Consider the following 13,729-nt stretch of genomic DNA (forward strand, 5'->3'; position numbering starts at 1 on the left):
TTACTAAAAAGGCATGCATAAAAAGCTCCTCTTGATTGCGTGGAGAAGGTAAGGTAAGATGGAAAACAAATAAACCAAATTGTTTTCCGTGATTTCTGCGTGAGGACTGAGAATGGATAATAGATCATGGACAAAGGAGAATGGGGATGAACCGAACCTTAAAATCACTGATGCTCGCTACCGATATCGGATTTATTATATACTGGCTGCTCATCGGCTTGAGCCTGATTCCGAAGGAGTATCTGTATCAGGATTATGACAATCCGCTGCTGGTGGCGTGGAACTTATCGTTCCTTCCGCTGGATCTGCTGATCTCCGGAAGCGGCTTATGGAGCATGTATCTCTACAGGAAAGGCCATTTTAAATGGCGGCCGTGGTGTCTGATTTCACTCGTGCTAACGTTTTGCTCAGGGCTGCAGGCCATTGCATTTTGGAGCATCCGGCTTGATTTCGATCTCTTCTGGTGGCTGCCGAATCTGTTCCTGATGCTGTATCCGCTCTTCTTCCTGCCGAGGCTGATCGGAAGCGGACATTCTGTGAACGAGAAGGAGTCGGTGGCGCTATGAAGGACAAAATCGCCCAGGCCGCCGTTCAGGAGATTGCCCAGCGGGGCCTGAAGTTCTCCATTCGGGATGTTGCAGGCCGTCTCGGGATCAGCACGAAGACCCTGTATCAGCATTTTGAATCCAAGGAGGAATTGGTCGACCATATCGTGGTCCAGTCCATCGGGAATATGATGACGGCGGAGGAGAAGCTGATGAAGGACGATTCGATTCCTTTAACGGATAAGCTATTCCTGGCATTAACGCTCCTTCCGCAAGGCGTCGCCTTCCACGATATTCGCGTGATGAAGGAATTGGAGCTCCGGTACCCGGAGCAGTGGAGGCAAATCGATGCCTACATGAATACAGGCTGGGAGAATATCCGGCTGATTATTCACGAGGGGGCTGCTGCAGGCATCTTTCGTCCTTTTGATGTCGAGCTGTTCATTCAGGTATATGTAGGGGCATTATATCAGCTGATCGACCAGTATGCTTCCGGTGGCCGGCTGACGCTGCAGCAAGCACTGGAGCAGATGGTCGGCTTCTTGATGGAAGGCATCCGTTCGCCCGCTTACCGGTAAGTCCCCTCCTCTATTCCGCCAAGCATACAAACGCCACGCAGATGTGGAGAATTGCGGCTGCTGTGCAGCCGCTTTTGGCTTTCCTACGAATGCGCCACCCACAGATTCGCGTGTCTGCCTCCCGTACATGATTGGATCATGATAGGTTAAAGGTTGCACTGAATCGGAACGTATGTTCGATTAAAGTCTAAAAAATAAAAGCATTTCCTGTGGAATGCCTGCCCGAAGGTAGAACTCATGCAGCGACTCTCCCGGGCCAATGGTCAAATCCGCCGTCAACAACGCAACCGCAAACCGATTCGCCTGACGTTCCAGCTTGCCCGGGCTGAAGTAGGAATGCTCCTCAAGGAAAAATCGGCTGATTCCCTTATGGAGCCGATCGTGACCGAGCTCATGGGCGCAGACGAAGCGCTGCCACTGCGGCGGCAGTTGACTATGAATGACGATAAACCTGCGTCTTAATTTGCGGAAATACAGCCCCTTCGTTGTCTTGCCGAGGTCCGCGTACCGGATATGAATGCCGAGCGAAGCCGCAATTTCAAAGGGGCAATTGGTATGATGTTTTCTGACAAGCTGACGGATTAACGGTTGTAAAAGATCATCCATGCCGGTTCACCTGCAATATCGAGATTGTTATGGGTTGTCGTAGGGTTGTAATCGCTATGTACTCCTTCATGACATGCTATTTTTTCCGTTTGTTCATCTGCTTGGCTTCCCAGAATAAGCCGGTCAGCACATCCTTGATGCGCTGCTTGTCCTCCTGGTTTAACGGGATTCCGTCGAACATCAGCTCTCCGTCGTCCTCCAGCATTTTTTTGAAATCCCGTTTATCTTTGGCCGTGGCCCAGTCGGGAACGGTCAGGTCCTCATGCAGGGAAAGCTCCGAGTCCAAATAGCCGGCTTTGCTCATCAGTTCTTCATAGGGAACCTCAAGCGCGTCGGCGATTTTGCGAAGCGTCTGCGGCTTTGGAATGCCGCGCAGCCCGTTCTCGATTCTCGAGATTTGCGATCCGCTGATTTCAGCGGCTTGTGCGAGTTGATTGATGCTTAAGCCTTTGTCTTCCCTGATCTGCTTCAAGTATGCTCCAAATCTGTGATCCACGCTCCGGCCACTCCTCACCATAATCCATCTGTAACCTCTGTTTATAGTATAAACCCATTCGCGACCTTTGCCAACAGGTAAAATAAAAACAAAGGAATATTGCCAAAAGGCAAGAATTAGAGAGCGAGAAGGCCCATTTCTGGAATTTTGCCGCCCAATTGAACGTTTACGAAGATCTCCAGATAGTGGTATTATAACGAAAAATGCGAACAAATATACGAACAGTCGGCATGGCCTTGATTTTCTGCCAAATGGCAAAGGAAAGCCAGGATAAACCATCAATGGGGAGTGAAACGGTATGAATCATATGTTACCTGAATTGGATCGCAGAAAAACCCAATACGCGATTGAGGCGGTATTCGAGAAGTATCGAGTTTATAAAACGATAACGTTTGAAATGAGGGAAGCGAGCGTGACGGCCTCTTACACCGAGCGGTTCCACGGACCGACGAATGTGACCTCGGATCAGACGGCAAAGGTAGCGATATATAATGTAGACATGCCTGCGGCAAGGAAGCACTACTGCGAAACGATCGAATCGATCGTGGAGCGGCTGGGAGAGCGCGAGCAGCTGCTGATAAGGGAACGGTACATGAAGCAGGACGATGTGTACGACTACAAGGTGTACAACCATATTTTCGATCCGCCGGTCAGCAAAGACACGTATGTAAAAATCCGCACCCGAGCTTTTTATAAAATGGCGCTGGTTCTTGCCGATCTGGGCCTGTTATCGCTGGATACCCTCGTAAAGCCCCTAACCCGGCTGAAAAAGAATGAAGGGGCGCAGGCGGTAGGCGCCGTGCGATAAACGCCGCCCATGATCGGGGGAGTTCCGACGCGGGAATGCGGATCATGCAAGGTTGATTGGCTGGGCGATTCCCAGGATGACTTTTTGGACAACGGATGGATGACTCTTATACAATAGATGGATGGCTGCGGGACTAAACCGACTCTGCTGAGGGTCGGTTTTTTTCGATTCGTCCTGGGCATTGACAAGGAGTTTGTTGAGAATATGAACGGAATAGACCCATGTCCCGCTCCCGAGCGCTGAATAGAACGGGGAGATTGACTAAACACGCTCACAGGCTGACGGCTCTTCAAAGCCAGGGCCCATACATAGGATGAGAGCTCCTAGCATTTCAGTAAACCGTAAACTGCATATAGAGTGTTTAGACGATGCTGCTAACGGGTCGCTGGTGCAAAGAAACGATATTAAATTAGGCAGTGAAAAAGTTTGCTACAGTGATTGGTGATGGTTATAGCCGTCGTTTAAATAAGGCGGTGACAGCATTATCGAAGGTATCGTCTTTTTACCGCCGCAAGTCCTCCCAAACTTCGCCGAATGTTCGCCGATTCCCCGTCTTCGCTTGGTTCGAACCGGTGTAAGATTATAGCATCGGGAATGAAGGAAAGGGCAGCACCGTTAATCTCACACAGGAAATGTGAACCGGCCATGGAGCCGGTTTTTTTATGCGGACAGCCTCCCTAGCCTCATTCCCGGTTCATTACAACACAGGAAGGAGGGGGCCGTATGAATGGGCAAACAAACGACTTGATCGGCAAGCCGTTTTTTCAGCGGGTACCGGATGCGCTTCGGCTGTGCTTTCGATGAGGGAAGCAATCAAACAGGCCGTTATGGAATTGTTGCCGGAGCTTGCGGGACGGATTTATGACGTGCACCCGCCCGAGAGCGCTGTAGATGATTTTTTTGCGGTTCTGCAGCTTGGCGAGGATGTATGGAAATCACCCTGGGCCGGTTATCGGCAGGTGATTAGGCTGAAGCTGTACGCGGGCGAGGCTATCGTCTCCCGGCAGCTGGATTCGCAGGCGGAGCGGCTCATACAGGGACTGCATCGCAAACGCGTAACAGGTCCGGAGAACCGCGCCTTCAAGCTTCATTATCTCGGCGTTCCGGAGGCGGATCAATGGGATTCCGGTCCGGGCCGCACGGTCCGGGTTATCCGTTTCGGCGTTTATGTTCCGGAGGCGTCAGCCGGCGGCGGAGACCCCGGCAGCATCGTCGAACCGGATGAGTGGCTCTCCGCGCTGATCGCGTGGACTTCGAAGAAGCTCGGAAGCAGATGGAGCGTGTACCGCACGGCTTGGCCGGCGGACCGGGAAGATCATGCCGTGCTGTGGCGATTGTCGGGGTGCGAGACGAAGATGGCGGGAGCCTCCGTCTACGAAATCAGCAAGAGCTTCACGGGTCATGTGGCGTCTACTTCTTCAGAGCATGAACAGTTAACGGCATTTTCGCTGGTGGAGTCGCTTGGCTCCCAGGCCCAGCTGCCGCTTGATCCCGATGCTGGCCGGTATTTGTCCGTCGCCGGCATTTCCGGCGATTTGGAGGCCGATCCGATTTTGAACGGTCAGCTCAAGCTGACGCTCATCCAGCGGCAGATGCGTTCGGCGCAGGAAGCCGCAAGGATTCGCCGCGTTCATGTTCAACCGATTCTAAATTAAGGGGGGCTCGAAATGGCGGGTAAGAAATCAACCAAGATGGAAGTGAATAGCGGCAGCGAACCGCGTTACTCATTGGCTGAGTTGACGGCTCATGCCAAGGAGCGGTTCGGCGTCCGGCCGGAAGTTATTGCCGGCGCGATGTACGGAGCAGCGGGCGAGCTGTTTACTGTGGCCGAAGTGCAGGAACAAATCAAACATTTTATGAAAGCGAAGGTGGATTAATCATGGCGGGAGGAACATGGGAGAGCACGAATAAACCGGTATTGCCGGGTTTGTATATGAATTTTAAAGCGGCGGCAGCCTCAGCGATTCAGGGCGGCGCACGCGGAACGGTCATCGTTCCCGTTAAAGCGAACTGGGGGCCGGTACGCGAGTTTGTCGAGATCGGAAGCGAGCATGCGATCGGCGAGTCGTTCTCCGCAGATCAAGATAATGGAGCAACCGCTTATCGGACGCTGTATCTGGCGATGCTGGGCGGTCCGAAAAAGCTGCTCGCGTACCGTCTTGCAGACAGTACGGCTTCGGCTGCATCCGTTACGCTGCAAAATGGCGAAGCGACGCCGTCCGATGTGCTGCAGCTTCAGGCTAAATACCCGGGCAGCCGCGGAAACGGCTTCTCGGTAACGATTCAGCCGTCGCTGATGGATCCGGCCGCTCGGGAGCTTCGGCTGTATGAAGGGGCCAAGCTGCTTGGCACCTATGTTGGCGCGGACGGTACGGCCGCATCGATCGCTGCGAAGGTGAATGAGGATGAGGAGAACGTCTGGGTAAGCGCAACCGTGCTCGGCGACGGCAGCGCAGTGCCGGCCGACGTCAACGGCGCGGCATTCACCGGCGGAACCAGCGGCAGCAGCGGAATTACCAATGCGGATTATCTTGAGTTTCAAGAAGCCGCCCAAGGCCAGCAGTTCGATGTCGTGGCGCTGGACTATGCGGCCGACATGTCCTTGCTTCAGAGCTTTGCCGCTTGGGTGAAGCGTCTCCGCCAAGAAGGCCGCGGGGTTATGGCCGTATTCGGTGGAAGCGCGGCGGATGATGTGTCCCAGGATGCGCCGAAGACTGCTGCTGCCCGTTCGCTTGCGCTAAACCACGAAGGCGTTGTGAACGTCGGCACCGGCGTACGCTTGTCCGGCGTCGATTACAGCTCCGCGCAGACGGCCGCCTATGTGGCCGGTTTGATTGCAGGTCAGCGGCTGAACCAGTCCGCTACATACGCGGTGACGCCGTTTGAGGATGTCACCCGCCGCTGGAGCCGCTCGGAGCAGGAGCTTGCGGTTCAAAACGGCGTTTTCCTGCTGATTTTTGACGGACGTCAGGTGAAGGCCCTGCGCGGCATCAATACGCTCGTGAATCCGGCGGAGGGCCAGAACAATGCGTGGAAGAAAATCCGTTCGATCCGCGTCATGGACGCCATTCATGCTGATCTGCAGGCGGCCGCCGAAGGCACGTACATCGGCAAGGTGAATAACACCGAGGAAGGAAGGCTTGCCCTGATCGGCGCCGTGAAAGAATATTTGGGCCAGCTGTCGCTGAGCAACGTCATCGAGCCGGACGGCTATGACGTCATTCTGGATCCTGCCTATTACGGCGATTCCGCCGTGAAGCAGCCGGAGCCGGATCAAGTGTTCCTGCAATGGAACGTGAAGCTGACCGATGTGATGGAGCAGCTGTTCGGCACGTTTTACGTGCAGTAAAGGAAGATGGCCTCCGGTAACCTAAAGAGCCGCGTCGCACGAGCTTAGGACGATTCAGGACGAAACGGATGGGATCAGTCCGGACGGTTCGGCTTACTGTGCCGTGAGGTCCAATCAATATCCAATCATTCAAAAATGCTGAGGAGGAATATCTATGTTGGATGCTTCAAGAGTCATTATGGGAACGTATGGACAGGCCTATATCGACGGGGTATGGCAGACGCATATTAACAAGCTGGAAGCGAGCGTGGAGCTTGAGAAGCGCGAGCTGAAGCTGGTCGGCAACGACTGGACGGTGCATAAGAGCGGGAGCAAAAAAGGCACCGGCACGATGAGCGGCTATAAGGTTACATCGGACATGATCGCCCGCGGCTTTACGAAATTCGATATTATTTCCAAGCTGGACGATCCCGAATCGTACGGTCACGAGCGCGTGCGCCTGATCCGCTGCATGCCGGACAAGATCCAGCTCGCGAACTGGACTGCGGGTGAAGAAGTGCAGGAGGAGACATCGTTCACCTTTGAGGGGTACGAGCTGCTCGACCCGATTTCGGCGGATTAATGATTTTATCGTATAAGTGAAAAAAGATACATGCAGCATCGATCGATGATTCATGCCTTGAATGTTGGGAGATGCTGCTCTTTTTATGGGAAAAGAGATGAATGGTTCACACCTTGAATAATCGATGGAGTGAACGATTGAAAGGCTAAAGAATCGCGAAAGGGGAAGACGATATGAGCTTGAACGAGCATTTGAGCGAAGAGCAAATTTTGGACAGCCTGTTCGAGGCGGCGGAGAAGCTGCCGGAGGAAACGGTGCGCATCAAGCGGCTCGATATGCAGATCGTGCTGCACGGTTTGACTTCGAGCAAGGTGGACAGCATCCGCGAACGCTGTACGGTCCGCCGGAACGTGAAAGGCGCGGTGGATGAGAAGGTGGATACGGAGACGTTCAACGCGCTCCTGATTTCGGAAGCGACCGGCAGCTTGTCCGTCAAAGGGCTGACGCTGAACGGCTGGGGCGATCCGCGCATCACCAGCCGCTTGAAGCTGTCGGGCGGAGAGCAGGCGGTCCGCCGGATGCTGCTGGCCGGGGAGCTGGATGCCGTCGGCGATAAGGTGCTTGAGCTGTCCGGCTTCGGAGTCGAGATCGCCGACCTAAAAAACTGATCGGCTCCGGGGGAATGACTACGATGCTGTACCACTTATGGGCCCGGCATCACCTTCGCCCCGGAGAGTTTTGGCGGCTGCCGCGAGGCGAGCGCTTATTGCTGCTCGCTTTTTCCCAGGAGGAAATGGACCGGCTCGCTGATCAGAGCGAAATGTGAGGAGGTGAATCGATATGGCTGAAGCCATGAACTACCGGATGAATCTAGTCATTGATCCGAAAAACGTCATCAAGGCGAACCGCGAGCTGCGCGCCATGGAGCGCTACTTCGAACGCATCCAGGGCCGGGTGCTGCGAATCGGCAGAACCCGCATGGCACCGGAAATCGTGCTGAAAGACCGCGCCTCCAAAGGCCTGGACAACCTGCTGGCCAAGATCAACCGCGTGAAATCGCAGGTGATCAATGCTTCGGGGAACGTGAATATGAACGTGAATGTCAAGCATTCCGCCAAGCCGCTTAACTTTGATCCCTTAGTAAAGGCACTTAAAGAAAATACAGTTGCCTTGAAGGGCCTTGCCGACGCGCTTGCGAAACTGCAGCTTGGCGGCGGAGGCGGAGCTCAGAAGCCGAAATCCAAGCTTGATCATGCCATCGATATGTTTGGCGCAATGAAAACATTCGGCGGCGGTGCTAAAAGCGTAGGCGAGCTGCGCGATAAGACGAAAAAGGTAGGCGATGCCTGGCTTGGAAATGATACTAAAGCGAACAAAGACTCCTCCAATTCGGAGAGCTCCTACCCCAAAGAATCCAGAGTGGAGCGAGGGAGAAGGCAGCGAAAGGGAAGGGGATTTAGAACGATCGCTGCCGCGGGGGATTTGATTGAAACCGTAGGTAATGCAGGTACGGGGATTCTCGGAGGAGCCAGAGACTTCTGGAAAAGCGGAAGTGCGCTTTTTGGCGGTGGCAGCGGCGGTGGTGGCAGCAGCGCCCCTGCGACCAGCGGGATAAGCGCAGGAAGCAGTGCGGCTGCACAAGCAGTGGCGAATCCTGGCAGCAGGGCTGCCGCGACACCGGCCGATAAAATAGCGGACACTGGCAGTACGGGATCTGGAGCGGCTAAAGGCACGGACAACGGGGCAGCTTCGCAAGCGGCGAAAGCAGCAGATCCAAAGGTTGCTGCTTCCAAGGTGTCAGCGGGAGCAGCTCCAAGCAAGCTTGCTTCCGGCTTTTTAAAGGGAGCAGGCAAGCGAATTTTGGGACCTTTAGGCTTCTTAGCTGACGTTAACGATATTGCGGCGGCCAAGCCCGGAAAAGAGCGTAATCAAGCGATCGGCTCTGCCGTTGGCGGTGGTATAGGCGCAACGATCGGCGGCGCGATCGGGTCCGTTATCCCGGTGGCCGGCACCTTGGTCGGTTCGACCGTCGGCGGCGCTGTCGGAAGCTTCGTGGGCGAAAAAATCGGCGGTGCAATTAACGGGATCACGAAAACGTTCAAATCGGGCGGGGATAAGGTATCGAAATGGTTCTCCAACACGTTCTCGTTCGGAAAAAAGAAAAAGGACGTTGTTGCCGAGGCCAAGCCGGCTCCGAAGCCGGCAGCACCAGCCGTTTCTGCCCCAAGCACCATGATTGCCAATCCGGCACCAGCAATACCTGCAGGTCCGGCAACCCCACGCCCGCCATCCGCCCCAGTCCTTCCATACTCCGGATCATCGTTCGGCCCACCGGCCATTGATCCCGCCCGGAGCCAGGCGTATGCCGCCGGCAAGCAGATGTCGCCGCAGATGGTTCAGATCAGTCCGGAGCAAATGAGCGCGCTGACGGGATATTTGCGGGATTCCAAAACGGAGGCGACAACCAACTATAATCTTCCGCCTGGAGCGGTGCAGGTTACGGTGCGTGAGGAGCATCCGGTGGATGTGGAGGGATTGATTCTGCAGGTCGGGCAGCGCCTGAGAGCGGAGTTGATGAAAGCATCCCAGAACCGGAAGCCGGCTGCGCCTATGCCATATTAACGGTTGGAGGCACTAGGCAGGCAAGAAACTTTAGCAGCATTTTAACGGAAAGGAGGGGCCGGCGATGGAGTTTATTTTGAAGAACGGCAAGGGGAAGGAATTTATATTTCCGGTTAATCCCGAGGAAGTGACCATTTCACGGCAAAAGGGCTTTGAAACGGCAACGATTCTAACCTTTGGCGAGTTTGATTTTCCGCAGGGAAACAAAATCAAGGAAATATCCTTCTCTTCTTTTTTTCCAAAAGAGTTCGACGAATCATACTGCAAAGGAAGCCGGGATTCGCACCCGAAACCGCAAACGGCCATGAATACGCTCAATGAGTTCCTGGTGTCCAAAACGCCGCTTCAGTTTATCATTACCGAAACCGCGGTCAATGTACCGGTGTTCGTGGCTTCCTATCAAACGACGTTTCGCGGCGGGGAGCAGGGGGATGTGTATTTCGACCTGACCCTCCGGACGTGGAGTGAGATGAAAGTAGCGAAAACCGCCGGCGCATCGGGCATCAACAAAAAGCCGCGGGCCGACATGAAGGAGAAGAGCAAGACTTACACGGTCAAGCCGGGGGATTCCCTCTCCAAAATCGCCAAGCTGGAGCTCGGGGACAGCTCGAAATGGAACCAGATCTATACACTGAACCGGCAAGCAATCGGCAACAATCCAAACGCCATTAAACCCGGTCAAAAGCTGGTGCTGCCATGAGCTATAAAGTGATTTTGCAGGACAAATACGATTTGTCGCCTCTGGTGGAAGCTATCAATTTAAGGGATTCACTGGAGCAGGTCGCCTATCAAGGCACGGTGAACCTGGTGGTGACGCCGGACTTGCCGCCGATTTCGCCCGGGATGGCGATTCGGATCAGCGGTATTCCCTATGGGAAGAAGGATTATGTTCCCTTACTCCATCCAGCTGTTGTTTGGGAAGCGGAGACTACGAACAACGGCGTGAAGCGGATGACGCTGACGCTCTATGACCGGACGGTCTATCTGGATAAATCCGAGGATGAATATTTGTTCCCGGCAAAACAGACGGCAACGCAGCGCTTCAAAAAGTACGCGGCCGACTGGAACATCAAGCTCGCCCATCTGCCCGATACCGAAAAACAGCTCGGACGCTCCGTTTACCGGACGCAGTCGATCTATGCCAGCATGTTCGCGGATTTGCGGGAAACGGCCAAGGCCGGCGGCAAGCTGTACCATCCGCGCATGATCCCTTCGGGACTTGAGCTGTATGAGCTGGGGTCAAACCGCGAGGTATACGTCTTAGAGACGTTAACCGATACGATTCAGCAGCGGACGCTCGAAGGGGCGGCGACCAAAGTCAAGGTGCTGGCAACATCGGCCAGCGAGACCGGGAAGGAGGTCCCTTCGAAGGTAATGGCCATCGAAGAGAAGGATATCGCCAAATACGGGCAGCTGCAGGCGATCATCCAGGACGATGAGGTGAAATCCGCCGCGGCCGCTCGTCAGCTGGCCCGAAGCAGGCTCCGGGGGATCCGGGAGACGATTACGGTAAACGCTCCGGACATCAACACGATTCGCGCGGGAGATGCCGTCATGCTCGGCTCGTCGAAGCTGCTTGTGATTTCGGTCAGCCGGGAGCTCGGCAATCCGGGAAGCATGATGCTGGAGCTTGGGAGCTATGATGATGTAAAAAGGAGGTTTTATCTTGAGTAAAGACCCTTATGGACAATTGGCATCCTCCTTGCTGTCTTCCTTCCATAAGCAGACCCGCCAAGCGATCGGCGGAGTGGGAGCCGTACTCGGCACGATAACCTCGACCGGACTCAAGCTGGATGATTTCAAGCATGAGCTGCAAGAGTATATGGTTGCCGAGCTTCCGGGCCAATTGTCGCTGCCTCGCCGAACCGTAGAAGGAACGATCAGCGGGGATGGCGGCAAGACGGCAGTCTCTTTGGAATTGGAGGAAACGGAAGTGGAGGAGGCACAGTGGAAGCTGAACCAAGGATTACGCCCCGGCGATCGAGTGCTGGCGGTTCGCGTCAACGGCGGCCATGACGTCGTCGTGGTGTGCAAGGTGGTGAGCGGCCATGGCTAATTTGTTTCCCGAAACGGAGGACATGATCTGGACCGATTCAGTTGGGCCTGAAACGTCCGAAGATCACGGGGCCGTGTTCGGGCGGAGCTGGCGGTTTGATTTTGAAGCAGGAGAATTTGTCATGACCCCAACCCGCAAATTGGTTGCCGCGGATGAGAAGGATGCATGGGTTATCTGGTGTGAAAAAACGATTCGAACCCCGCGCTACCGGCATTTGATCTATTCACGCGGCTATGGCAGTGAATTGGAGGAGCTGATCGGCAAGGGGCATGGCCGTCCGCTATTGGAGAGCGAAATCCGGCGGATGGTATCTGAAGCGCTGCTGGCGGATGCCCGCACGGAGAGCGTGGATCAATTCCAGTTTGAATGGGAAGGGGAAGCCTGCCGTTTCAGCTGCCGCATCACGAGCGTACGGGATGAGACGGAAATGATAGAAAGCGTGGTGATGACCTGATGGCCGATGTGCCGATGTATTTGCAGGAACAGACGGAAGAGAACATTTTGAACCGCATGTTGGCAAAAGTGCCTTCGGATATCGATAAATCCGAGGGCTCTTTTATTTGGGATGCGCAGGCGCCGGTGGCGTTCATGCTGTCCGAAGCGGCCCTGTGGGCGCAGGAGCTGCTTCGCCGAGGGTTTGCCAGCACGGCGGCCAGCGACTCCCCGGATATCCGCTCAGCCGAGCTGGATCTTCGGACGGCCGAGCATGGCGTCACAAGACGCGACGCGGTAGCTTCATCGGGAAGTGTCGTGTTTACGGGGAAACCGGGCACGAACGTCCCGAAGGGAACGTATGTGGCAACGCCGGCAGACGAAACGACCGGCGAATCCTCGGTAGAGTATGTCACGACTGCGAGTGTTACATTGGGACCGGACGGTACCGGAACGGCTCCGATCCGTGCCGTAACTCCAGGGAAGAGCGGCAATGTGCCGGCAGGGGTCATCCAGCTGATGATGACCTCCGTCAGCGGCGTCACGTCCGTGACGAATCCCGAGCCGACGCGAAGCGGCACTGATATTGAGACGGATCAGTCGCTATTGGAACGTTTTTACGCAAAGGTCAGAAGCCAGGGGACCAGCGGCAACAAAGCGCAGTATATGCAGTGGGCCAGCGAAATCCCCGGCGTCGGCGGCGTGGAGGTCGCCCCGCTGTGGGCCGGACCGGGGACGGTCGGCCTCTATTTGCTCGACACGGACAAGCGGGCGGCTAGCCAGGAGATCGTGGATGCCGTCCAGCAGCATATCGACCCGACGCAGGATGGACAAGGGGAGGGGACGGCCCCGGCAGGCCCTATCGTCACCGTCATGCCGGCCGAGGAAGTCGAGATTCATATCTCGGTCAAGGTGCAGCGCACCCAGGAACAGCCGTCCACGATTGAGGAAATCCGGGCGCTGATCGAGGAAGGGGTCCAAGCTTACCTGCAGCAAATCGCTTTTAACCGGAAGGATCCGCTTGTCCGGTATACACGTATTGCCGCCGTGCTGCTGGATATCCCGATCATCGTCGACTATTCGGAGCTGACGATTAACGGCCATGCCGAGCAGCAAAACATCGAAATCGGCTCCGGTCAGGTGGCGGTGTTGGGGACGGTGAGCGTGCATGAATAAGACGGCGATCGGCAGCTTGCGAGGACGCGAGCTGTTTTCTTATCTTCCGGCCTATTACGAGACGTCCCGCGTCATGCAGTCGGACATGGAGGCCAAGGGGAGCGAGCTGGATGCGCTGTATCAAGCGCTCAACGAAGCCGCGGACCAGTTCTTCGTCCGTACCGCGACCTGGGGGCTCGACCGCTGGGAGGAGGAACTCGGCATCCCGACGGACCGGGCGAAGCCGATGGAGCAGCGGCGGGCTGTGCTGGAGTCGAAGCTGCGCGGAGCCGGAACTTTCTCGGGCCGGCTCGTCAAGAACGTCGCCGAAGCTTATGACGGCGGCGCGGTCGAGGTTACGTTTCAACCGGGGGAATGGCGATTTACCGTCCAGTTCGTCGACACGCTCGGCATTCCGCCGAACCTGGAGGATCTGAAGGCGGCGATCGAGGAGATCAAGCCGGCGCATTTGGCGGTGGATTATGCGTTCAATTACCTGCTCATCCGCGATATCCATGAAATTATGACCTTGGACGAGCTGGGACAGATGCCTTTAAACAAATTTGCAGGAGGTGCCTGA

The 13,729-nt window shown here is 55.4% G+C and carries 18 protein-coding genes; 16 read left to right on the forward strand and 2 right to left on the reverse strand.

The window, feature by feature from the left end; translation table 11 throughout:
* Positions 1-146 precede the first annotated feature (146 nt).
* Together NSQ46_RS04875 and NSQ46_RS04880 are read left to right on the forward strand one after the other, a co-directional pair.
* Entirely contained in the window at positions 147-566 is a 420-nt protein-coding gene (locus tag NSQ46_RS04875; RefSeq protein ID WP_342576381.1) for a YvaD family protein, read from the forward strand.
* Positions 563-1,123, forward strand: coding sequence for a TetR/AcrR family transcriptional regulator (locus NSQ46_RS04880; RefSeq protein ID WP_342576382.1), 561 nt, complete (start codon positions 563-565; stop codon positions 1,121-1,123). Before NSQ46_RS04875 ends, NSQ46_RS04880 begins: the two co-directional genes overlap by 4 nt.
* A gap of 180 nt (positions 1,124-1,303) precedes the next feature.
* On the opposite strand, the gene NSQ46_RS04885 is transcribed toward NSQ46_RS04880, so the two are convergent.
* Both NSQ46_RS04885 and NSQ46_RS04890 read right to left on the reverse strand, forming a co-directional pair.
* Positions 1,304-1,729 (reverse strand): ImmA/IrrE family metallo-endopeptidase, encoded by a 426-nt coding sequence (locus NSQ46_RS04885; RefSeq protein ID WP_007132039.1) that lies wholly within the window; start codon positions 1,727-1,729, stop codon positions 1,304-1,306.
* A gap of 76 nt (positions 1,730-1,805) precedes the next feature.
* Entirely contained in the window at positions 1,806-2,225 is a 420-nt protein-coding gene (locus NSQ46_RS04890) for a helix-turn-helix domain-containing protein (protein WP_342576383.1), read from the reverse strand.
* A gap of 298 nt (positions 2,226-2,523) precedes the next feature.
* Here NSQ46_RS04890 and NSQ46_RS04895 point away from each other — a divergent pair, with 298 nt between their 5' ends.
* The 14 genes from NSQ46_RS04895 to NSQ46_RS04960 all read left to right on the forward strand — a co-directional run bounded on the left by NSQ46_RS04895 (position 2,524) and on the right by NSQ46_RS04960 (position 13,729).
* A complete protein-coding gene (locus tag NSQ46_RS04895) occupies positions 2,524-3,033 on the forward strand; it encodes an ArpU family phage packaging/lysis transcriptional regulator (RefSeq protein ID WP_342576384.1) in 510 nt (169 codons plus the stop codon).
* A gap of 827 nt (positions 3,034-3,860) precedes the next feature.
* Complete coding sequence (locus NSQ46_RS04900; protein ID WP_342576385.1) at positions 3,861-4,688, forward strand: hypothetical protein; 828 nt, start codon at positions 3,861-3,863, stop codon at positions 4,686-4,688.
* A 12-nt stretch (positions 4,689-4,700) separates the two neighbouring features.
* Positions 4,701-4,910, forward strand: a complete 210-nt coding sequence (locus tag NSQ46_RS04905; protein ID WP_007132043.1) for a hypothetical protein — start codon at positions 4,701-4,703, stop codon at positions 4,908-4,910.
* A gap of 2 nt (positions 4,911-4,912) precedes the next feature.
* Complete coding sequence (locus NSQ46_RS04910) at positions 4,913-6,382, forward strand: phage tail sheath family protein (protein ID WP_342576386.1); 1,470 nt, start codon at positions 4,913-4,915, stop codon at positions 6,380-6,382.
* Positions 6,383-6,536: 154 nt separating this feature from the next.
* A complete protein-coding gene (locus NSQ46_RS04915; protein ID WP_007132045.1) occupies positions 6,537-6,944 on the forward strand; it encodes a phage tail tube protein in 408 nt (135 codons plus the stop codon).
* A 173-nt stretch (positions 6,945-7,117) separates the two neighbouring features.
* Positions 7,118-7,552 (forward strand): hypothetical protein, encoded by a 435-nt coding sequence (locus NSQ46_RS04920; RefSeq protein WP_007132046.1) that lies wholly within the window; start codon positions 7,118-7,120, stop codon positions 7,550-7,552.
* 23 nt (positions 7,553-7,575) lie between these two features.
* Positions 7,576-7,710, forward strand: a complete 135-nt coding sequence (locus NSQ46_RS04925; RefSeq protein ID WP_260842859.1) for a hypothetical protein — start codon at positions 7,576-7,578, stop codon at positions 7,708-7,710.
* 14 nt (positions 7,711-7,724) lie between these two features.
* On the forward strand, positions 7,725-9,506 hold the full coding sequence (locus NSQ46_RS04930) for a hypothetical protein (RefSeq protein ID WP_342576387.1): 1,782 nt from the start codon (positions 7,725-7,727) through the stop codon (positions 9,504-9,506).
* A 64-nt stretch (positions 9,507-9,570) separates the two neighbouring features.
* A complete protein-coding gene (locus NSQ46_RS04935) occupies positions 9,571-10,206 on the forward strand; it encodes a LysM peptidoglycan-binding domain-containing protein (protein ID WP_342576388.1) in 636 nt (211 codons plus the stop codon).
* Complete coding sequence (locus NSQ46_RS04940) at positions 10,203-11,180, forward strand: phage portal protein (protein WP_144878215.1); 978 nt, start codon at positions 10,203-10,205, stop codon at positions 11,178-11,180. The genes NSQ46_RS04935 and NSQ46_RS04940 overlap by 4 nt, the downstream gene beginning before the upstream one ends.
* Positions 11,173-11,562 (forward strand): hypothetical protein, encoded by a 390-nt coding sequence (locus tag NSQ46_RS04945; RefSeq protein WP_007132050.1) that lies wholly within the window; start codon positions 11,173-11,175, stop codon positions 11,560-11,562. The genes NSQ46_RS04940 and NSQ46_RS04945 overlap by 8 nt, the downstream gene beginning before the upstream one ends.
* Entirely contained in the window at positions 11,555-12,016 is a 462-nt protein-coding gene (locus NSQ46_RS04950; RefSeq protein WP_007132051.1) for a DUF2634 domain-containing protein, read from the forward strand. Before NSQ46_RS04945 ends, NSQ46_RS04950 begins: the two co-directional genes overlap by 8 nt.
* Entirely contained in the window at positions 12,016-13,170 is a 1,155-nt protein-coding gene (locus tag NSQ46_RS04955; RefSeq protein WP_342576389.1) for a baseplate J/gp47 family protein, read from the forward strand. The genes NSQ46_RS04950 and NSQ46_RS04955 overlap by 1 nt, the downstream gene beginning before the upstream one ends.
* Complete coding sequence (locus NSQ46_RS04960) at positions 13,163-13,729, forward strand: YmfQ family protein (RefSeq protein ID WP_342576390.1); 567 nt, start codon at positions 13,163-13,165, stop codon at positions 13,727-13,729. The genes NSQ46_RS04955 and NSQ46_RS04960 overlap by 8 nt, the downstream gene beginning before the upstream one ends.

The organism is Paenibacillus sp. FSL M8-0142, assembly GCF_038597315.1.
GTDB lineage: Bacteria > Bacillota > Bacilli > Paenibacillales > Paenibacillaceae > Paenibacillus_AQ > Paenibacillus_AQ lactis.